Source organism: Klebsiella sp. CN_Kp073, assembly GCF_040065495.2.
GTDB classification, from domain to species: domain Bacteria; phylum Pseudomonadota; class Gammaproteobacteria; order Enterobacterales; family Enterobacteriaceae; genus Klebsiella; species Klebsiella aerogenes.
The window spans coordinates 3,223,547-3,243,787 of record NZ_CM198051.1 but is presented as its reverse complement, the minus strand read 5'-3'; the positions used below and the strand labels follow the sequence as shown (position 1 = coordinate 3,243,787).

The following is a 20,241-nucleotide window of genomic DNA, read 5'->3' as shown; positions in this document are numbered from 1 at the left end:
GTTTCCATTAAAATAGATCGGATCGATTTAAGCACACAAAGGGGGAAGTGCTTACTTACTATGAAACATAAACCACAGATGATGAAAATGCGTTGGTTAAGCGCAGCCGTAATGTTGTCCCTGTGTACTTCATCTGCATGGGCATTCAGCATTGATGACGTAGCAAAACAGGCGAAAACGTTAGCCGGGAAAGGCTATGAAGCGCCGAAAAGTAACTTACCCTCCGCCTTCCGCGATATGAAATACGCGGATTACCAGCAAATCCAGTTCAATCACGATAAAGCCTACTGGAATAACCTGAAGACCCCGTTCAAGCTGGAATTTTACCACCAGGGTATGTATTTCGACACGCCGGTTACTATTAATGAAGTGACCAGCACCAGCGTACGTAAAATTAAATATAGCCCGGATTATTTTAATTTTGGCAATGTTCAGCACGATAAAGACACGGTGAAAGACCTTGGTTTCGCCGGTTTCAAAGTACTGTATCCGATCAATAGCAAAGACAAGAATGACGAAATCGTCAGCATGCTCGGTGCCAGCTACTTCCGCGTTCTGGGCCAGGGTCAGGTATATGGGCTTTCCGCCCGCGGCCTGGCTATCGATACCGCGCTGCCGTCCGGCGAAGAGTTCCCTCGCTTCCGCGAGTTCTGGATTGAGCGTCCGAAAGCGACCGATAAACGCTTAACCATCTATGCGCTGCTGGATTCCCCGCGTGCGACCGGCGCCTATCGTTTTGTGATTATGCCAGGCCGCGACACCGTGGTTGATGTGCAGTCGAAGGTCTATCTGCGCGACAAAGTCGGCAAGCTTGGCGTGGCGCCGTTAACCAGTATGTTCCTGTTTGGGCCGAACCAACCGTCGCCGACCACCAACTATCGTCCGGAATTACATGACTCCAACGGTCTGTCGATTCTTGCCGGTAACGGCGAGTGGATCTGGCGTCCGCTGAATAACCCGAAACATCTGGCCGTTAGCAGTTATGCGATGGAAAACCCGCAAGGGTTTGGCCTGCTGCAGCGTGGCCGCCAGTTCTCCCGCTTTGAAGATCTCGACGATCGTTACGACCAGCGCCCGAGCGCGTGGATCACCCCGAAAGGCGACTGGGGTAAGGGTAAAGTCGAATTGGTTGAAATCCCGACTAACGATGAAACCAACGATAATATCGTCACCTACTGGACCCCGGATCAGCTGCCGGAACCAGGCAAAGAGATGAACTTCAAGTACTCTATTACCTTTAGCCGTGATGAAGACAAACTGCATGCCCCAGACAACGCTTATGTGGTGCAGACTCGCCGCTCAACCGGTGATGTGAAGCAGTCTAATCTCATTCGCCAGCCAGATGGCACTATCGCTTTCATCGTTGATTTCACCGGCGCTGACATGAAAAAAATGGCGGCGGATACTCCGGTAACGGCGCAGGCGAGCATCGGCGATAACGCCGAAATCGTGGAAAACTCGGTGCGCTATAACCCGGTTATTAAAGGTTGGCGTATGACCCTGCGCGTGAAAGTGAAAGATCCGAAGAAAACCACGGAAATGCGCGCGGCGCTGGTCAATGGCGATCAGACGCTAAGCGAAACCTGGAGCTATCAGCTGCCTGCCAATGAATAAGATAACGAATTATATCGACGCATTGCCGCTGTCGGATGCAGAAAAAGCCGCTTTACCTGATGCGAGCCTGCAAGCCGTACATGAAGCGCTTGACGCAGAGCATCATCATTTTCCGCGCGATGAAGATTCCCCGTTAGGATCGTTAAAAGCGCGGCTGGAGCATAGCTGGCCGGACTCTCTGGCCGGCGAGCAACTGGTGAAAGATGATGAAGGGCGCACGCAGCTTCATGCGATGCCGAAAGCCAAACGCTCTTCTATGATCCCGGATCCGTGGCGTACCAACCCGGTAGGCCGCTTCTGGGATCGTCTGCGCGGCCGCGACGTGACTCCGCGCTATCTCTCTCGTCTTACGCAAGAAGAGCGCGAAAGCGAACAGAAATGGCGTACCGTCGGCACCATTCGCCGCTACATTTTGCTGCTGCTGACGCTGGCGCAAACGGTAGTGGCTACCTGGTATATGAAGACCATCCTCCCTTATCAGGGCTGGGCGCTGATCAATCCATCCGATATGGTTGGCCAGGATCTGTGGGTCTCCTTCATGCAATTACTGCCGTACGTATTGCAGAGCGGCATCCTGATCCTCTTCGCGGTACTGTTCTGCTGGGTCTCGGCCGGTTTCTGGACCGCCCTGATGGGATTCCTGCAACTGCTGATCGGGCGTGATAAATACAGTATTTCAGCATCTACCGTTGGCGACGAGCCGCTGAACCCGGAACACCGGACCGCGCTTATCATGCCTATCTGTAACGAAGATGTTGACCGCGTGTTTGCCGGCCTGCGCGCCACTTGGGAATCGGTGAAAGCGACGGGTAACGCTGCGCACTTTGACGTTTACGTGCTAAGCGACAGCTACGACCCGGACATCTGCGTTGCCGAGCAGAAAGCGTGGATGGAGTTGATTGCTGAAGTGCAGGGCGAAGGCCAGATCTTCTATCGTCGTCGTCGTCGTCGCGTGAAACGTAAAAGCGGCAACATCGATGATTTCTGCCGTCGCTGGGGTAGCCAGTATAGCTATATGGTGGTGCTCGACGCTGACTCAGTGATGACCGGCGAGTGCCTGAGCGGGCTGGTGCGCCTGATGGAAGCGAATCCGAATGCCGGGATCATCCAGTCTTCGCCGCGCGCCTCCGGTATGGATACCCTGTATGCGCGCTGCCAGCAGTTCGCCACCCGCGTGTACGGTCCGCTGTTTACCGCCGGGCTGCACTTCTGGCAGTTGGGGGAATCGCACTATTGGGGCCACAACGCCATTATCCGCGTGAAGCCGTTCATTGAGCACTGTGCGCTGGCGCCGCTGCCGGGCGAAGGTAACTTTGCCGGCTCGATTCTTTCGCACGACTTCGTGGAAGCCGCGCTGATGCGCCGTGCGGGGTGGGGCGTTTGGATCGCCTACGATCTGCCGGGCTCCTATGAAGAGCTGCCGCCGAACCTGCTGGATGAGCTGAAACGCGACCGCCGTTGGTGTCAGGGTAACCTGATGAACTTCCGCCTGTTCCTGGTAAAAGGGATGCACCCGGTACACCGTGCGGTGTTCCTGACCGGCGTCATGTCCTATCTGTCGGCGCCGCTGTGGTTTATGTTCCTCGCGCTGTCGACGGCGCTGCAGGTCGTGCACGCCCTGACCGAGCCGCAGTACTTCCTGCAGCCGCGTCAGCTGTTCCCGGTATGGCCGCAGTGGCGTCCGGAGCTGGCTATCGCGCTGTTTGCCTCGACCATGGTGCTGCTGTTCCTGCCAAAACTGCTGAGTATCATTCTGGTGTGGTGCAAGGGGCCGAAAGAGTACGGCGGCTTCTTCCGCGTGACGCTTTCCCTGCTGCTGGAGGTGCTGTTCTCGGTGCTGCTGGCGCCGGTACGCATGCTGTTCCATACCGTGTTCGTGGTCAGCGCGTTCCTTGGTTGGGAGGTGGTGTGGAATTCACCGCAGCGCGATGATGACTCAACGCCGTGGGGCGAGGCCTTTATGCGTCATGGTTCACAGCTGCTGCTGGGGCTGGTATGGGCGGTGGGCATGGCGTGGCTGGATCTGCGTTTCCTGTTCTGGCTGGCGCCGATCGTCGTGTCGCTGATCCTCTCTCCGTTTGTCTCGGCGATTTCCAGCCGCGCGACGGTAGGTCTGCGCACTAAGCGTTGGAAATTGTTCCTGATCCCCGAAGAGTATTCGCCGCCGCAGGTATTGAAAGATACCGATGCTTATCTGACCCTGAACCGTCAGCGTTCGCTGGGCGATGGCTTTATGCACGCGGTATTTAACCCATCGTTTAACGCTCTGGCGACGGCAATGGCAACGGCGCGTCACCGCCACGGGCATATCCTGGATATCGCCCGGGAACGCCACGTCGAGCAGGCGCTAAATGAAACGCCTGATAAGCTTAACCGCGATCGTCGGCTGGTGCTGTTAAGCGATCCGGTAACGATGTCGCGCCTGCACTATCGCGTGTGGAACTCCCCGGAGAAATACTCCTCCTGGGTGGGTGAGTATCAGAAACTCACGCTGAACCCGCTGGCGTTGAAAACGAAGTAAGCCGTACGTTAAGGAAAATACCGGCAATTATGCCGGTATTTTTTTGCCTGAGAGGAAGTGAATGAGAATATTTCTGCTTATCGCCATGACGCTGGTCCTCAGCGGCTGCGGCAGCATTATTAGCCGTACGGTGCCGGGGCAGGGCCATGGCAACCAGTATTACCCCGGTGTACAGTGGGATGTTCGCGATTCAGGCTGGCGCTATCTGACTATTCTCGATCTGCCATTCTCGCTGGTATTCGATACGCTGTTGCTGCCGCTAGACGCCAGCCATGGTCCCTACGAGTAATTAACGCTCATCCCACTCATCGGCTGCGGTCTGCCCCTCTTCGGTATCCAGGGAGGGCTCCAGCTGAAACTCGCCTTCGTCCCATTCGTGTAGCGTATTCTCTTCCACCCACTCCTGGCGTAGCTCGATTTCGTCATAATCGCCGTCAAATACGCTCTGTGCCGCCTCACCACTGAGCATGGGCAAACACTCGCCTTCTTCATCTTCGCTGGCGAAGAATTCGGCCCGCCAGGCGATATCGCCGTCCTGGAGAATGTATTTCTGCATATTGAACTGTTCGATATCGGCACTTTCTTCATCGCTGTCGGGATTATCGGCCAAAAACTCTTCCCGGGCGGCGTCGATTGCCTCTTCGAGCGTGGCGTAGAAAACTGATTCCGTTGACATAGCTAACCCCCTAAGAAGAATGAAAAAGGACACGTTTCAATCTATAGAAGGCGGTTAGCCTGGCGTCAAGGCGGAGTAGCGCTGAAGCGCTTAATTTACCGAACGTTTACCCGAGCCTCCGTCATCCGCCGAAGCGTTGTGCCGTGGGCGGCGCAGACTGATGGTTGAGTAAAAGGCGTTAAACAGGACGACGCAGGCGGTGACGAGGAACACGGCGCGGAAGCCGTAGTTGGCCGAGACCGAGGCGCCGATTAACGGCCCGGTGACGTTACCAATATCGCGAAACGACTGGTTATAACTGAAGATGCGCCCTGATATCTGGCTGGTGGAGTTGTAGACCAGCAGAGTTTGTACAGCGGGTAACAGCGCGCCGTCGGCGGCGCCGAGCAAAAAGCGCAGAATGCCTAGCTGCAGCGGCGTCTGTACGAAGGACATCGGGATTAACAGCAGCACGGAAATAACCAGGGCTACGATCAGGATCTTTTCCGGCCCGATACGATCGCCGAGCTTGCCTAAACGTGGCGCGCTCAGCAGGGCGGCAATGCCGGGTACGGAGGCAATCATACCGCTGATAAAGGCGATATTACTGACGTTACCCGCCAGGTCGCGCACGTAGAGCGTCAGGATCGGCGCAATGGATCCGGTAGCGACCTGGATAATCAATGAGGTGACGAACAAGCTGAGCACCAGTTTCGGGTTCTTAAGCGAACCGAAAACGTCCCTGGCATTGAGCATCTCTTTTTTGTTCACCGGAACAAAGTTTTCGCGGATTAAAAACAGGGTGAACAGGAAGCAGATAAACAGCACCGTGGCGGTCATGAAGAAGACGGTGCGCAATCCCCAGTGGTCGGCAAGGAAACCGCCCGCCAGCGGGCCCAGCAGCGCGCCGCTTACCGCGCCGGTTGAAAGCGTTCCTAGCGCCCAGCCGCTTTTCTGACGCGGGATTTGGGTAGCGATCAGCGCATTGGCATTGGGGATAAATCCGCCCAGTAAACCCAGCAGCGCGCGCAGGATCAGGAATTGCCATATGTTCTGCGCCATGCCCATCAGCATCATGACGATGGCCATCCCCAGCGCCGAGCGTAGCAGCATAATCTTACGCCCTTTACGGTCGGCCAATCCGCCCCAGAACGGCGAGGCGATGGCGGAAAACAAGAAGGTAATGCTAAAGACCAGCCCTGACCACATATTCAGCGCGCTATGGCCGGTCACGCCCAACTGTTCGACGTAGAGCGGCAAAAAAGGCATCACGAGGCTAAAGGCGGCGCCGGTTAAAAAGCAGCCAAGCCAGGTGACGGTAAGATTTCGTTTCCAGTTGATAGGCGTATCAGCAGACGGCATAAGGTCTCACTGGCCCGCGGCGCGGGTCAAAATAAAGGAAAATATGAGCCTGCTAATTATGCGCCTGAGAAATGGTTGCCGCAATGGAGCGTAGCTTTTAAAGCTAAAGGAGTATTAAAAAGGACTGGCGGTAGAATTTATCCGGGCGAGGACCACCCGGATAGAGAGTCAATCAGTAGCGCGAAGGTACGCCTTCCGGACGAGTTTTAAAGCGGCGATGCAGCCACATATATTGCTCTGGCGCCATCATGATGCATTTTTCGACGATTTTGTTCATCCACGCGGCGGTGGTTTCTGCGTTTTCCAGAGGCGGATCGCATTCCGGCGGCAGCATAATGAGCTCATAGCCTTTGCCGTTTGGTTTACGTCGTGGGACAAACGGCACAATGCAGGCTTTGGACATTTTCGCCAGCATCCAGGTGCCGGAAGTGGTGGCGGCCTGGTCGACGGCGAACAGCGGCGCGAAGACGCTGGCGGTCGGGCCGTAGTCGTGATCCGGGGCGTACCAGACCACTTCGCCTTTTTTTAGCGCGCGGATCATGCCTTTGAGATCTTTACGGTCAATCATATCTTTGTTGGAACGCAGGCGGCCCCAGGTCTGCAGCCAGTCGATAACCGGGTTGTCATTTGGCCGATAAACCCCGATACCGGGCTCGTTCATGCCGAACATGCGCGCGCCCATTTCCAGCGTCAGGAAATGGATACCAATCAGCAGAATGCCGCGGTTTTGCGCCTGCACGTCACGGACATATTCAAAGCCAATGGTATCGGTCCAGCGCGCAATGCGGCGGGTAGGCCAGAACCATGCCATGCCGGTTTCCATCAGGCCCATGCCGACGGACTCAAAGTTTTGCACTACCAGTTGATGACGTTCTTGCTCGCTCTTCTCAGGAAAGCAGAGCTCAAGATTGCGATAAGCGATTTTTGCGCGGCGCTTCATAAAACGCATTGCCAGGCGACCGATGGCATTACCGAGACGGTAGATAATCGGATAAGGGAGCTGGACGACTAACCACAACAGGCCAATGCCCAGCCAAAGCAGCCAGTAGCGCGGATGGAGCAGCGCGGCGGAAAATTTCGGTAAATGGGTCATTTCATACCTGTCTGATTTAACAACGCGTTCTATTATCGCATTTTTTTCCGCTGTCGCCAAAAGCCGTCTCCTGCCGCAGATGATTGTTAATGACTGAAAATTGCGTGGATGAAATGTAGCGTAAAATGTAGGGATGTAAATTTACGGGGTTTGCTATATGATGCCCGCCGTTTATTTTACTCATTTCCTATGTCGAGCAGGTACACCATGCCAGTGTTACACAACCGCATTTCAAATGAGACGTTAAAGGCGCAGATGTTGGCTGAAACCGAGCCGCGCACGACGATCTCGTTCTATAAATATTTCACTATCGTTGACCCGAAAGCGACCCGTGATGCCCTGTGGCTGGCGCTGACTAAGCTGAATGTCTTTGGTCGCATCTATCTGGCGCATGAAGGTATTAATGCGCAGATCAGCGTGCCGGAAAGCAAGGTCGCGGCGCTGCGTGAATTTCTTGATGGCTTCGACCCGGCGCTGAAGGGGTTACGTCTGAATATCGCGCTGGATGACGACGGTAAATCCTTCTGGGTCCTGCGTCTCAAGGTCCGCGACCGTATTGTGGCCGACGGTATTGATGACCCGACCTTTAACCCCTCTGACGTTGGCGAGTACCTGAAAGCGGCGGAAGTGAACGCGATGCTGGACGATCCGGACGCGGTATTCATCGATATGCGCAACCATTATGAGTACGAAGTCGGCCACTTCGAGAACGCGATGGAAATTCCGGCGGATACCTTCCGCGATCAATTGCCGAAAGCGGTTGAGATGATGCAGGAGTATAAAGACAAGAAGATTGTCATGTACTGCACCGGCGGCATTCGCTGTGAGAAGGCCAGCGCCTGGATGAAACATAGCGGTTTCAATAAGGTGTGGCACATTGAAGGCGGGATTATCGAGTACGCGCGACGCGCCCGTGAACAGGGCTTACCGGTACGCTTTATCGGTAAGAACTTTGTCTTTGACGAGAGAATGGGCGAGCGTATTTCTGATGATGTGATTGCCCACTGCCATCAATGCGGCGCACCGTGCGACAGCCACACCAATTGCCTGAATGACGGTTGCCATTTGCTTTTTATTCAGTGCCCGGCTTGTGCCGAGAAATTTGCCGGTTGCTGTAGCGAAGCCTGCATGGAAGAGCATAAACTGCCGGAAGAGGAGCAGCGCAAACTGCGGGCGGGACGAGAGAATGGCAATAAGATTTTTAATAAATCCCGCGGCCGTCTGAATACCAAATTAGGTATCCCGGATCCCGACCCGTCAGTAAAACCATAACCAGATGAGGTCGATTGCCGCTAGCAGCAGCCACAGCGCGAGATAAATCATAAAGTGCTCGCGCACGTTGTTGACTAACCAGTGATACAGGCGACGCATACACACTCTCTGATATGAAACGGCCTCGATTGAGGCCGTTTTGTTTTATGGCCGGCTATTATTGTGAAAATCGCGCCAGCGAGAAGGGAGCCAGATCAAACTCCGTCGTTTCGCCTTGCGCAAATTGCGTCGCAATTTCGCCTAGTACCGGGGCAAACTTGAAACCGTGACCGCTTAACCCGGTAATGAGTAATGTATTGTCGTGACCGGGAAGCGTATCGATGATGAAGTCTTCATCGACCGTATTATCGTAAGTGCAGGAGGCGCCGTGCAGGCAGCCGCCAATCCCGGGTAGCACGTTGCGCAGGAAGTTGAACGACTCCGAGCCATCGCTGGCCACCGCGCCAAACGGTTTCCGCTCTTCCGGTTCGGAAATCAGCTGGCCGCCGTTATGCTTGCCGATCTTCAATTCGTTGTCTTCTGCCGGGAAGCCATAATACTGATCGCCATTCGGCAGTTCGCCGGTGAAAGCAGGGAAGTTGTTTTTCGCGCTATAGCGACCATCGGCCTGGAACCAGGCGAAGACTTTACGTACCGGTTGAATGGGCAGTTCCGGCAATAATTTTGTTACCCAGGTTCCGGCGCTGATCAGCAGTTTTTTGCCGCTGTAGCTACCATCGGCGGTATCGATGGTCACGCCGTCGGTGTGATGGTGAATTGCGGTAACCGGGCAGTTGAACAGTTGGGCGCAGCCCGCTTCGCGCGCCAGGCGAATCCAGGTTTCTACCGCCAGCTCGCTGCGTAACACGCCGGAAGCCGGTTCAAAAATAGCCCGGTAATCTTGCGGAATACGAATCTCCGGCCAACGTTTCATGACCGCCTCAGCATCCAACTCTTCCACGTTAAGCTCGAACTGACGCGCGCTGTGAGCCACGTTATTGAGAAAATCGGAGCTAGCGGGGCCAAGGTTAATAACCCCAGTTTTTTCGAATACGGCCTCGCCGCTACTTTGCGCAAATTCGTCCCATAGCTGCTGGGCGCGTAGCACCAACGGCACGTATCTTTCGCCCTCGCCATAGGCGTGACGAATCAGCCGCGTACTGCCATGGTGGCTGCCTTCCTGGTGCGGCGGTTTGTGGGCATCGGTCATCAGGACATTCAGACCGGCGCGACGGGCGTAATAGCCGGCGGCAGCGCCAACGGAGCCACTACCGATAATGATGAGGTCGTATTGCATGGTGAGTTCCGGGTTATTGTTTTATTAGCAGGGTAATTAACATCAGCCGGATGTACAAGCGCGAAAAATAATTCAGGCACCCGCAGGTGCCTGTTCAGTGAATATTTAGACATCATCGGTGATACTAATGTCTGCGATACTCATTTTCCTGGTAATCGCCAGATTCTATCTTCGCTATTCCTGCTTCCAGAATAGAAATAAACTGACGTGCGACATCCGTCGTTAGCCATAGCGTCTGGCCAATTTCTGCTTCTTTATTGCTTTCTTGCGTGGGGTTTTGGTAGTGCAGGCGCAACATCAGCGCATCGTAGCTATCAACGGTGCTGATGTCCCATCCGACGAGGGGATGGGTCTGGATGACTTCATTATTCTTTTCCATCATAACCCCTTATTCATATGTTAAAAGACAACAATTCTCGAGGTTTAATGCTTGTTTTCTGAAGCACGTTAATTATATCAGCAGTTAAGTACAAACTCGAGAAAATAAATAATTAGAGACAAATTTTGCTCTGATTGGCGGTTTTTTGCGCGAGTTTCGTCCTGGGTCTCATTATTTTTTAAGGAATTTATCAGGATATTAAGGAAAGTCTTAGTTATAAGCGGAGATAAAAAAGCCGGGGCGACCCGGCAAAAAAAAGCACAATGAGGGAGCAAATTGATTTTGCGTAAGCAAACCCGGAGGCTTAGTCGTGGATAAACCAGTCGTCGGCGCTTTCCCAGGTTTCCTGCAGGATTTCGCTAATCCGGTCTTTGTCTTCTTTCAAACCACCGATGACCGACAAATTATTGCCGGCGGCATAACGTACCGTGACCTGGTTTTCACGTTCCGGGTAGTGTTGAGCGATACGTTTAGATAGTTCGTTATTCAGCGCTTCCAGCGCGCCGCTGGGTAAGGCTGTGGTTTTGGCAATTGACACTTCGATGCGCATAATGGCCCCCTGGGTAATATACTGTTTATTTATACAGTAACGCTTGCGCATTTACAACAGGGGGCAAAAAACTTTATTTTTTCATCGTCCAACGCACGGTTTCACCGGCCAGGAACGGCACCAACGTATCGCCTGGAAGGGCGATGCTTTCGGCAACGGTACTTTCTTCGCGTACCAGTTCAACGTAGCTTTCATTCACCGGCAGGCTGTAGAAACGCGGGCCATTCAGCGAGCAGAAAGCCTCAAAATGCGCCAGCGCGTTCATCTCTTCAAAGACGGTGGCGTAGCTGCCGAGCGCGGTTGGGGCATTGAAACAGCCCGCACAGCCGCAGCTGGCCTCTTTACGGTGGCGCGCGTGCGGGGCGGAGTCGGTGCCGAGGAAGGCGCGGCTGAACCCGCTGGCGACCAGTTCACGCAGCGCCTGCTGGTGGACATTGCGCTTGAGGATCGGCAGGCAGTATAGATGCGGACGAATACCGCCAACCAGCATATGATTGCGGTTAAACATCAGATGCTGCGGCGTGATGGTGGCGGCCAGCAGTTCGTTGCCGTCGCGCACGTATTCAGCGGCATCTTTGGTGGTGATATGTTCGAAGACCACTTTTAACCCCGGCAGCCGTTTGCGCAGCGGTTCCATCACCGTCTCGATAAAGCGCGCTTCGCGATCGAAGATATCAATATCAGCGTGGGTAACTTCGCCGTGCACCAGTAGCGGCATGCCCAGTTTTTCCATCCGTTCCAGCACCGGCATAATGGCATCGGTGCTGGTCACGCCGTGACTGGAGTTGGTGGTGGCGTTTGCCGGGTAGAGTTTGGCTGCGGTAAATACGCCTTCATGGAATCCGCGTTCCAGTTCGTTCGGGTCGAGCGTGTCGGTCAGGTAGCAGGTCATCAGCGGAGTGAAATCATGCCCGGCGGGAATCGCATCGATGATGCGCTGGCGATAAGCAATGGCAGCAGCGACGGTCGTTACCGGCGGTACCAGATTCGGCATCACGATCGCCCGGCCATAAAACTCACTGGTGTAAGGCACGACGGTTTTTAACATATCATCATCGCGAAGATGGATATGCCAGTCGTCAGGGCGGCGGATTTTCAATACCTGGGGTTGTGCTGTCATGGAAGGCTCCGGCTAATTGGTTCAGTCATCAGGGCTGTTTTTTGCCGGGCACTAAGGATAAGCGTAAACGTTTTCCTTTGCACTCATTTCCGTAAAAAATTAAGGGCGCTATATTCAGCGCCCTTATCGTTTAGTCAGTGAAGGGGATGATTATCTCGCCCGGTTTCACTTCAATGCCTTTAGCGTATTTCTTCGCTAAGGCCTCGCCGGTGCTGGCATCTTCACGCAGAACGTAGGCCGGTTGCTGGTTGAAATAGCTGCGCAGCGACTGATTCAGATAGGGGATCAGCGTCTGTACCACGGAGGTGAGCTTTTCCGGCTTAACTTTCGCATCGACGACTTCCATTTCACGCAGATAAATCGCGCCTTGCTCTTTATTGAACACCGGCAGCGCTTTAAGCTTCAGGTCGATGGTCGCTTTCTGATTGCCAAACAGCGAATTCAGATCCAGATTAGCGGTTCCGCTCAGCGCCACTTTGTTAGGCTCTTCACGACCGATGGCGCTGGTCAGGTTTTGCAGTTCAATATGCGCATCCGCTACGCCAGGCAGGCCGATATCTTTGGCGAAGTGATTACGTTTCTGCAGCGCCTGGTTAATCTCCTGCTCGCTCACCGAGTATTGCGTAAGCTGGTTACATCCGCTCAGAAGGCCGCTGACAATCAGCGCGGCCGCGATCAACATCTTTTTCATTGGGTTCCTTAACGTCATGCCATGGCTAATCCTGACACAAAGCAGCATGGTCTGCTAGCCCCGCTTGTACTAGCGGAAAATGCTGAAAAAAAGGATTACCACTTTGGCCGCGCGTCAGATGCGCGGTTCCAGCATACCGGAAGCCGACCGTTTCTGGCTGAACTGCCACCACAATGCAATGAATGTCGCAAAGCCGATAATGCCCAACATCAACCACGGGAGTTCAGGCTGACTGAGCACTTTACCGGCATCAAACAGCCAGCCGCCGCCGGCGTACCCCAGCGCGCCGCCGAAGGCCAGGCCAAGGCGGCTAAAACCCATATAGCTGCCGCGAGCGCGGGCATCGGCCAGTGACGCGCCCAGCGTTTCGCGCGCGGGTTCGGCAATGATCGACCCGATATAAAAGATACAAATCAGGGTAAAGAGCTGCTGTAGCGTGCTGGTTAAGCCAATCGGCAGCATCGCCGCCGTCATCACCAGCAAACCCGCCATCAGACGATGCTCGAGGCGAAAACGTTTTTCGCTCCAGCGGGCGATGGGGTACAGCAGGGTCAGGGAAATTGTCGCCTCAATGGCATACATCCATTTGACCGCCGCCGGAGAACCCGCAATATCGTTAACCATAATCGGCAGCATGAGCATCACCTGTACGGCCAGCATGTAGTAACCGGTCAGGGTCAGCACGTAAGTGACAAAGCGCTTATCACGTAACACCAGCCCCAACCCTTCGCGGACCGGCGTTTTGACCGTCGAGAGTTTCCAGGCCGGTAGGTACCAGGCGTTAAACGCGGCGCAGGCAATAAAAAGCGCCGCCCCCGCGCTGCATACCAGACGGAAATCGTACTGTAATAGCCAGCTGCCTAGCAGGGCGCCGATTACCGCGCCGGCGCTATCCTGCATCATCAGAATAGAGAAGAAGCGACCGCGTTGATGCGGGCGCACCAGCTTGACCACCAGCGCCGCTCGCGGCGGGTCGAACAGTGTGCCGCCGAGACCGGACAAAATGCACGAGAGCCAGAGTACCCAGGGCTCATGGGCGACGGCCATCGCCGCGAAACCGCCGGCGCGCATCAGCATCCCGGTGACGATCATCGGTTTAGCGCCAAAACGATCGGCGATCGCCCCACCGAAGATGCCTAAACCTTGTTGCACCAGCTGACGCAGACCGAGGGCAATACCGACCATCAGCGCCGCCCAGCCCATCTGGTCGACAAAACGGATCGATATCAGGGGGAATACGACAAAAAAGCCGAGAACAACCAGCATGTTATCGACTAACAGGAAATATTTACCCAGGCTCCTTGCCTGCGATACGCGGGACATTTCCCCTCCAGGGAAAAAGAAAGATAAGCTTAGATATTCTGCGGGTGCGCCGGTTATTTTCCCAGCATACTGGCGACAATATTTTTTTATCAAAAAGCAAGATCGATTGAGGCTATTCATCGAAAAATGGAGATGGTGCAGAAAATGGTATGTTGCTGTTTTCACACCTTCACTCAGGGAAGGTATAGTGAAAGATATCAGTTTGGGGCAGGGAACAGGAGTGAGGAATGTTTGGCTATCGCAGTAACGTACCCAAGGTGCGTTTGACGACGGACCGGCTGGTGGTGCGGCTGGTTCACGATCGTGACGCCTGGCGTCTGGCCGATTACTACGCGGAAAACAAAGGGTTCCTGAAACCCTGGGAGCCGGTGCGCGATGAAAGCCACTGTTATCCCTCCGGCTGGCAGGCGCGATTGTCGATGATTACGGAATTTCATAAACAAGGTTCGGCATTCTATTTCGCGCTGCTCGATCCTGATGAGAAAGAGATTATTGGGGTAGCGAACTTCTCCAACGTAGTGCGCGGTTCATTCCACGCCTGCTATCTCGGCTATTCCATTGGTGAAAAGTGGCAAGGGCAGGGTCTGATGTTTGAAGCGCTGACCGCGGCGATTCGCTATATGCAGCGTACGCAGCATATCCATCGCATCATGGCCAACTATATGCCGCACAATAAACGCAGCGGTGACTTGCTCGCCCGACTGGGTTTCGAGAAAGAGGGTTACGCTAAGGACTATCTCCTCATTGATGGGCAATGGCGAGATCACGTATTGACGGCATTAACGACCACTGACTGGACCCCGGGGCGCTAAGGAGACAACATGAAATATCAGCTAACCGCGCATGAAGCGCGCATTATTGGTTGCCTGCTGGAGAAGCAAGTGACCACACCCGAACAATATCCGCTGTCGGTGAATGCGGTGGTCACCGCCTGTAACCAGAAAACCAACCGCGAGCCGGTGATGTCGCTGGCGGAAAGCGATGTTCAGGATTTGCTGGATGAACTGGTTAAACGCCACTATCTGCGTACGGTAAGCGGTTTTGGCAATCGAGTGACCAAATATGAACAGCGCTTCTGTAATTCCGAATTTGGCGACCTCAAGTTAACAGCGGCGGAAGTCGCCATCGTCACGACGCTGCTGCTGCGCGGCGCGCAAACGCCAGGCGAGCTGCGCAGCCGCGCGCAGCGGATGTATGAATTCCGCGATATGGCCGAGGTGGAAAGCACGCTCGACAATTTGGCCAGTCGCGAAGACGGCCCGTACGTCGCGCGCCTTCCGCGCGAACCGGGTAAACGCGAAAGCCGATATATGCACCTGTTCTGTGATGACATGGATTCGCTCATTACCGTCGTGGAAGCCGTGTCGCCGCCGAATGACGATCTGCAGGCGCGCGTTGAGGCGCTGGAGGCGGAAGTGGCTGAGCTCAAAGTACGCCTTGATTCACTGCTGGCTCACTTAGGAGAGTAATTGTGACGGCAAAATTACGCGTTGGCGTGGTGGGGCTCGGCGGCATTGCGCAAAAGGCATGGCTGCCGGTGCTTGGCGCCGCCGATGGCTGGACGCTGCAGGCCGCCTGGTCGCCGGGGAAAGAGAAAGCGTTACGCATCTGTGAAACCTGGCGCCTACCTTATGCCGAGTCTCTGGATGCGCTGGCAGCGCAATGTGATGCGGTATTTGTCCATACCTCAACCGCTTCACATTATGAAGTGGTGCATCATCTGCTGAATGCAGGAGTTCATGTTTGCGTGGACAAGCCGCTGGCGGACAAGCTCAGCGAAGCCGAATCACTGGTTGAACTGGCGGCGCGTCGGCGTTTAACGTTAATGGTGGGTTTCAATCGCCGTTTTGCGCCGCTGTATCGTGAATTAAAAGCGCATCTCAACGATGCGGCGTCATTGCGCATGGATAAGCATCGTAGCGATAGCGTCGGCAAAGAGCTGCGTTTCACCCTGCTGGATGATTATCTGCATGTTGTCGATACCGCGCTGTGGCTGGCGGGAGATAAGGCGCGGGTGAATGGCGGGGTCCTGCAAACCACTTCTCAAGGGGAAATGCTCTACGCCGAGCATCACTTCAGCGCGGGGCAGCTGCAAATCACGACCAGCATGCATCGTCGCGCCGGAAGCCAGCGTGAGTGGGTACAGGCGGTGACCGATGGCGGGCTGTATGAGGTGAGCGATATGCGCGAATGGCGTGAAGAGCGGGGCAGCGGTATCCTGCAGCGCCCGGCGCCCGGCTGGCAAACAACGCTTGAGCAGCGTGGATTCGACGGCTGCGCGCGTCACTTCATTGAATGCGTGCAAAATCAGACGGTTCCGGAAACCGCCGATGAGCAGGCGCTCTTAGCCCAGCGGATCGTGGAAAAGCTCTGGCGTGAAGCGATGAGCGAATAACTGGTTGTAACAACTGACAGTAGTAATTCATTGCGAACCCGGTAGACTATCGCCACTTTCCAGCGCCCGCTTTTGCGGGCGTTTTACTCCATGGGTTGTGGAATAAGACAGTAATGAATCTATTAAAATCATTAGCGGCAGTCAGCTCGATGACCATGTTCTCGCGCGTACTGGGGTTCGCCCGCGATGCTATCGTCGCGCGTATTTTTGGCGCCGGGATGGCGACCGACGCCTTTTTTGTGGCCTTCAAACTGCCAAACCTTTTGCGGCGTATTTTTGCCGAAGGCGCCTTTTCTCAGGCCTTTGTGCCGATCCTCGCTGAATATAAAAGCAAACAGGGCGAAGACGCGACGCGGGTGTTCGTCTCCTATGTTTCCGGGCTATTGACCCTGGTTCTGGCGCTGGTCACGGTGGCGGGGATGCTGGCTGCGCCGTGGGTGATTACCGTTACCGCACCGGGCTTTGCCGATACGCCGGATAAGTTTGCCTTAACCACCCAGCTGCTGCGTATCACCTTCCCCTATATATTGTTGATCTCGCTGGCATCGCTGGTGGGGGCGATCCTTAACACCTGGAACCGCTTCTCGGTTCCCGCCTTTGCGCCGACCTTCCTCAACGTCAGCATGATTGGTTTTGCTCTGTTTGCCGCGCCTTATTTTCATCCGCCAATGCTGGCGATGGCCTGGGCGGTTACGGTTGGCGGTATCCTGCAACTGGCGTATCAACTGCCGCATCTGAAAAAAATCGGTATGCTGGTACTGCCGCGGGTTAATCTGAAAGATGCCGGGGCGATTCGCGTGGTTAAGCAGATGGGGCCGGCGATCCTCGGCGTCTCCGTCAGCCAGATTTCGCTGATTATCAATACCATTTTCGCCTCCTTCCTGGTCTCAGGTTCGGTCTCCTGGATGTATTATGCCGACCGTCTGATGGAGTTCCCCTCCGGCGTGTTGGGCGTGGCGCTGGGGACTATCCTGTTGCCATCGCTATCAAAAAGTTTCGCCAGCGGCAATCATGATGAGTACTGCCGACTGATGGATTGGGGGCTGCGCCTGTGTTTCCTGCTGGCCTTGCCAAGCGCGGTGGCCTTAGGCATTCTCGCTAAGCCGCTGACGGTATCGCTATTCCAGTACGGTAAGTTCAACGCTTTCGATGCGGCGATGACTCAACGCGCGCTGGTGGCTTATTCGGTTGGGCTGATGGGGCTTATCGTGGTGAAGGTGCTGGCGCCGGGCTTTTACTCGCGCCAGGATATCAAGACGCCGGTTAAAATCGCCATTGTTACTCTGATAATGACCCAGGTGATGAACCTGGCGTTTATTGGCCCGTTGAAGCATGCCGGCTTGTCGCTGTCTATTGGTCTGGCCGCTTGTCTGAACGCCGCGCTGCTTTACTGGCAACTGCGTAAGCAGAAAATCTTCACCCCGCAGCCGGGGTGGTTCGTCTTCCTGCTGCGTCTGGTCATCGCGGTGCTGGTCATGGCGGCAGCGCTCGTCGGCGTGATGTATCTGATGCCGGAGTGGTCGCAGGGGACGATGCCGTTCCGTCTGATGCGCCTGATGGTAGTGGTGGTGGCCGGCGTAGTCGCCTATTTCGCAACCTTGCTGCTGCTCGGTTTCCGTCTGAAAGAGTTTGCCCGCCGCACGATTTAAGTTCATCGCTACGTCGGGCCTGACTAACCCGTTCCGCTATGCGGAGCGGGTTTTTTTATCTCACGGCGCGGTCAGCGGCCTGTAGACGGGCATTTTCCAGCAGGCGGATAATCAGAGCAATCGCGCCGCTGCTCACCGCCAGAATCACCACGCCATTCCAGCCAGCCAGCACGTACAGTTTACTTCCCAGCACCGAACCCAGAGCCATACCGATGAAGACCACGGTAAACAGCAAGGCGTTAAGCCTGCCGCGGGCTTGGGGCTCCAGGCTGTAAACCAGATTTTGATGCGCCACCAGGCTTGATTGCAGACCAAGGTCAAAACCGATAGCCGATAACGCAATCAGCGCCAGTTGGCCATGTACCGGCAGGGCGGGCAGCAACAACATCAGGGCAAAGGAGACGGTGACGAATGCCGCGCCGAGCTGGGTGACTCTCCCCGCGCCAACTTTATCCGCCAGACCGCCTGCCAGCGGTGCCGCCAGGGCGCCTGCCGCGCCCGCGATACCGAAGCCGCCGGCGACCGCGCTACCCATCTGGTAATGTTCGGCGAGCATCACCGCCAGCGTCGACCAGAACGCGCTAAAGGCGATAGATAAAAAGCCCTGGGCGAATGCCGCGCGGCGCAGCGCGGGATAGCGTTGCCACAGATGGGCCATCGACCTCATCAACTGCGGATAACTGAGGGTAGAGTGGATCTCAAAACGCGGCAGAACACGCCACATTAACAGGCCGATGAAAGCGATACTGACTGCCGCAGCCTGGTACATGACCCGCCAGCCAAATAGCGCGCCGACCAGCCCGCTGACGGTACGCGAAAGTAGGATCCCCAGTAGCAGGCCGGTCATCACCGTACCGACCATTTTCCCCTGTTTGCCCGCCGGCGCAAGAATGGCCGCTGCCGGGACAATATCCTGCGCCATGGTCGCCGCCATGCCGATCAGCAGGCTGACGACCAGCAGCGAGGTCAGTTGTCCGGTCAGGCTGCAGAGCAGTAACAGCGCCGCCAGTACGGCGCTTTTCAGCAGGATAAGCGTTCGGCGATCGTGGCGATCGCCGAGCGGCAGCAGGAATAATATTCCCAATGCATAGCCTGCCTGGGTCAACGTGGGCACCAGCCCCATTCCTTCAACGCTGAGATGCAGGTTGGCGCCGATTAATGGCAGCAGCGGCTGGGCGTAGTAGATGGATGCGACGCTAAAGCCTGCGCCGAGCGCGAGAATAAATATAACCCAGCCGGCCTGGCGGGTGGATAAAGGAAGCGGTGTCATAGTAATGCCCTCGTAAATGCGTTGGCGCTATTGTTCCCCGAAGCAGACTGGCGCGGAAGATAGGGTAGTGGTAAAACGGTTATACGTAGCACGTATAGGCAAAATATAAATGAAGAAACAAGAGCGTATAGATCGGATTGAGCTGATGCGGACGTTTATTCGCATCGTCGAAGCGGGTTCGCTCTCGGCGGCGGCTCTGCAGATGAGTACGACTCAGGCGACCGTTAGCCGACGCTTGCAGTCGCTGGAGACGTTACTCGGCGCAAGGCTTATTCTGCGCACGACCCATGCGATGAAACTAACCGATGACGGCGAGCGCTGCTATCAACATGCGCGGCGGCTGGTGGACAGCTGGCTGGCGCTGGAAGATGATCTACGCATCGAGGAAGACCGTCCGGTTGGCGTGCTGCGGGTGCGGGCGCCGCACGCTTTTGGCCAACAGCAGCTGCTGGGCCCGCTGGTTAGCTTTCTGCAGCGTTATCCTGAGCTTTCCGTTGAGTGGATGCTGAATGATAAAACCGTCGATTTTCTTAGCGATAATATTGATTGCGCGATCCGCGTTGGTGCGGAAGTGGATCCGTCAACCGTCTCGGTACTATTGGCTGTGGTTCCCCGCAGCCTGGTGGTTGCGCCTGAGCTATTGGCGCGCCATCCGGAACTCGGCGAACCGCAGGCGCTCTCCGCGCTGCCCTGGGTCGCTATCAGCACCTTTTACCAGCATGAAGTCACGCTACAGCATCAGGTGGGCGGGCAGTTGATGAGTTTCCCGATCGTCCCTTGTCTGAGTACCGATAGCGTCTACGTTGCGCGTAATACCGCTCTGGCGGGGTTGGGTGCGGCAATTGTTTCCAGCTGGGCGGTGGAGGAGGATATTGCGGCAGGCAGGCTGATTGAGCCGTTTGCGCAGTGGCGGGCTTCGCCGCTGCCGGTGCATCTGGTTTATCCCTGGGCGCGCTATTACCCAACGCGGCTGCGCAAGTTTCTCGATTTGATGCGCGAAGTGATGCCGCAGGTGGCGGGGATGCAGCGCCCGGACGAGAACAAATAAAAAACCGGCCAGTTGGCCGGTTT

The 20,241-nt window shown here is 55.5% G+C and carries 20 protein-coding genes; 9 read left to right on the top strand and 11 right to left on the bottom strand.

The genetic code is table 11. The features are described from left to right. The first annotated feature begins 60 nt into the window (after positions 1-60). The 3 genes from mdoG (at position 61) to ABLV66_RS15765 (ending at position 4,424) form a co-directional block, all read left to right on the top strand. Positions 61-1,614, top strand: coding sequence for a glucans biosynthesis protein MdoG (mdoG, locus tag ABLV66_RS15775; protein WP_047046915.1), 1,554 nt, complete (start codon positions 61-63; stop codon positions 1,612-1,614). After that, positions 1,607-4,135, top strand: coding sequence for a glucans biosynthesis glucosyltransferase MdoH (gene mdoH, locus ABLV66_RS15770; protein WP_348877153.1), 2,529 nt, complete (start codon positions 1,607-1,609; stop codon positions 4,133-4,135). Before mdoG ends, mdoH begins: the two co-directional genes overlap by 8 nt. A gap of 61 nt (positions 4,136-4,196) precedes the next feature. Further along, positions 4,197-4,424: a YceK/YidQ family lipoprotein gene (locus ABLV66_RS15765; RefSeq protein ID WP_045393628.1), complete on the top strand. Its 228-nt coding sequence runs from the start codon at positions 4,197-4,199 to the stop codon at positions 4,422-4,424. Here the strand turns inward: ABLV66_RS15765 and ABLV66_RS15760 are convergent, their stop codons facing one another. The 3 genes from ABLV66_RS15760 to ABLV66_RS15750 form a co-directional block, all read right to left on the bottom strand. After that, positions 4,425-4,811 (bottom strand): MysB family protein, encoded by a 387-nt coding sequence (locus tag ABLV66_RS15760; protein WP_045393629.1) that lies wholly within the window; start codon positions 4,809-4,811, stop codon positions 4,425-4,427. Positions 4,812-4,901: 90 nt separating this feature from the next. Continuing rightward, the gene (mdtG, locus tag ABLV66_RS15755) at positions 4,902-6,152 is read right to left on the bottom strand and encodes a multidrug efflux MFS transporter MdtG (RefSeq protein WP_047066444.1); all 1,251 of its coding nucleotides are present in this window, start codon (positions 6,150-6,152) and stop codon (positions 4,902-4,904) included. Positions 6,153-6,324: 172 nt separating this feature from the next. Then, positions 6,325-7,245: a Kdo(2)-lipid IV(A) acyltransferase gene (locus ABLV66_RS15750; RefSeq protein ID WP_047046907.1), complete on the bottom strand. Its 921-nt coding sequence runs from the start codon at positions 7,243-7,245 to the stop codon at positions 6,325-6,327. Between the two features lie 207 nt (positions 7,246-7,452). Here ABLV66_RS15750 and trhO point away from each other — a divergent pair, with 207 nt between their 5' ends. Then, positions 7,453-8,517 carry an oxygen-dependent tRNA uridine(34) hydroxylase TrhO gene (gene trhO / locus ABLV66_RS15745; RefSeq protein WP_049061350.1) on the top strand — a complete coding sequence of 355 codons (1,065 nt, stop codon included), beginning with the start codon at positions 7,453-7,455 and terminating at the stop codon, positions 8,515-8,517. On the opposite strand, the gene ABLV66_RS15740 is transcribed toward trhO, so the two are convergent. The 7 genes from ABLV66_RS15740 to mdtH form a co-directional block, all read right to left on the bottom strand. After that, positions 8,503-8,616 carry a DUF2770 family protein gene (locus tag ABLV66_RS15740; RefSeq protein WP_064571551.1) on the bottom strand — a complete coding sequence of 38 codons (114 nt, stop codon included), beginning with the start codon at positions 8,614-8,616 and terminating at the stop codon, positions 8,503-8,505. The genes trhO and ABLV66_RS15740 overlap by 15 nt on opposite strands. 58 nt (positions 8,617-8,674) lie before the next feature. Then, the gene (gene solA / locus ABLV66_RS15735; protein ID WP_045393642.1) at positions 8,675-9,793 is read right to left on the bottom strand and encodes an N-methyl-L-tryptophan oxidase; all 1,119 of its coding nucleotides are present in this window, start codon (positions 9,791-9,793) and stop codon (positions 8,675-8,677) included. A 124-nt stretch (positions 9,794-9,917) separates the two neighbouring features. Continuing rightward, positions 9,918-10,172, bottom strand: coding sequence for a biofilm formation regulator BssS (gene bssS, locus ABLV66_RS15730; protein WP_045393644.1), 255 nt, complete (start codon positions 10,170-10,172; stop codon positions 9,918-9,920). Positions 10,173-10,476: 304 nt separating this feature from the next. After that, the gene (gene dinI, locus ABLV66_RS15725; RefSeq protein ID WP_045393647.1) at positions 10,477-10,722 is read right to left on the bottom strand and encodes a DNA damage-inducible protein I; all 246 of its coding nucleotides are present in this window, start codon (positions 10,720-10,722) and stop codon (positions 10,477-10,479) included. A 73-nt stretch (positions 10,723-10,795) separates the two neighbouring features. Beyond that, positions 10,796-11,842, bottom strand: coding sequence for a dihydroorotase (gene pyrC, locus ABLV66_RS15720; RefSeq protein WP_348877152.1), 1,047 nt, complete (start codon positions 11,840-11,842; stop codon positions 10,796-10,798). Positions 11,843-11,972: 130 nt separating this feature from the next. Next, complete coding sequence (locus ABLV66_RS15715; protein WP_015367205.1) at positions 11,973-12,533, bottom strand: lipoprotein; 561 nt, start codon at positions 12,531-12,533, stop codon at positions 11,973-11,975. A 114-nt stretch (positions 12,534-12,647) separates the two neighbouring features. Beyond that, positions 12,648-13,856: a multidrug efflux MFS transporter MdtH gene (mdtH, locus tag ABLV66_RS15710; RefSeq protein ID WP_045393652.1), complete on the bottom strand. Its 1,209-nt coding sequence runs from the start codon at positions 13,854-13,856 to the stop codon at positions 12,648-12,650. 227 nt (positions 13,857-14,083) lie between these two features. Here mdtH and rimJ point away from each other — a divergent pair, with 227 nt between their 5' ends. The 4 genes from rimJ to murJ all read left to right on the top strand — a co-directional run bounded on the left by rimJ (position 14,084) and on the right by murJ (position 17,900). Beyond that, on the top strand, positions 14,084-14,668 hold the full coding sequence (gene rimJ / locus ABLV66_RS15705; protein WP_045393654.1) for a ribosomal protein S5-alanine N-acetyltransferase: 585 nt from the start codon (positions 14,084-14,086) through the stop codon (positions 14,666-14,668). Positions 14,669-14,677: 9 nt separating this feature from the next. After that, positions 14,678-15,325: a YceH family protein gene (locus tag ABLV66_RS15700; RefSeq protein WP_045393656.1), complete on the top strand. Its 648-nt coding sequence runs from the start codon at positions 14,678-14,680 to the stop codon at positions 15,323-15,325. A gap of 2 nt (positions 15,326-15,327) precedes the next feature. Then, on the top strand, positions 15,328-16,251 hold the full coding sequence (locus tag ABLV66_RS15695; RefSeq protein WP_348877151.1) for a Gfo/Idh/MocA family protein: 924 nt from the start codon (positions 15,328-15,330) through the stop codon (positions 16,249-16,251). A 113-nt stretch (positions 16,252-16,364) separates the two neighbouring features. Further along, on the top strand, positions 16,365-17,900 hold the full coding sequence (gene murJ / locus ABLV66_RS15690; protein WP_015367200.1) for a murein biosynthesis integral membrane protein MurJ: 1,536 nt from the start codon (positions 16,365-16,367) through the stop codon (positions 17,898-17,900). 55 nt (positions 17,901-17,955) lie between these two features. Here the strand turns inward: murJ and ABLV66_RS15685 are convergent, their stop codons facing one another. Next, positions 17,956-19,170, bottom strand: coding sequence for an MFS transporter (locus ABLV66_RS15685; protein WP_047046896.1), 1,215 nt, complete (start codon positions 19,168-19,170; stop codon positions 17,956-17,958). Between the two features lie 109 nt (positions 19,171-19,279). Here ABLV66_RS15685 and ABLV66_RS15680 point away from each other — a divergent pair, with 109 nt between their 5' ends. Then, complete coding sequence (locus ABLV66_RS15680; protein ID WP_045393662.1) at positions 19,280-20,218, top strand: LysR family transcriptional regulator; 939 nt, start codon at positions 19,280-19,282, stop codon at positions 20,216-20,218. The last annotated feature ends 23 nt before the right edge of the window (positions 20,219-20,241 follow it).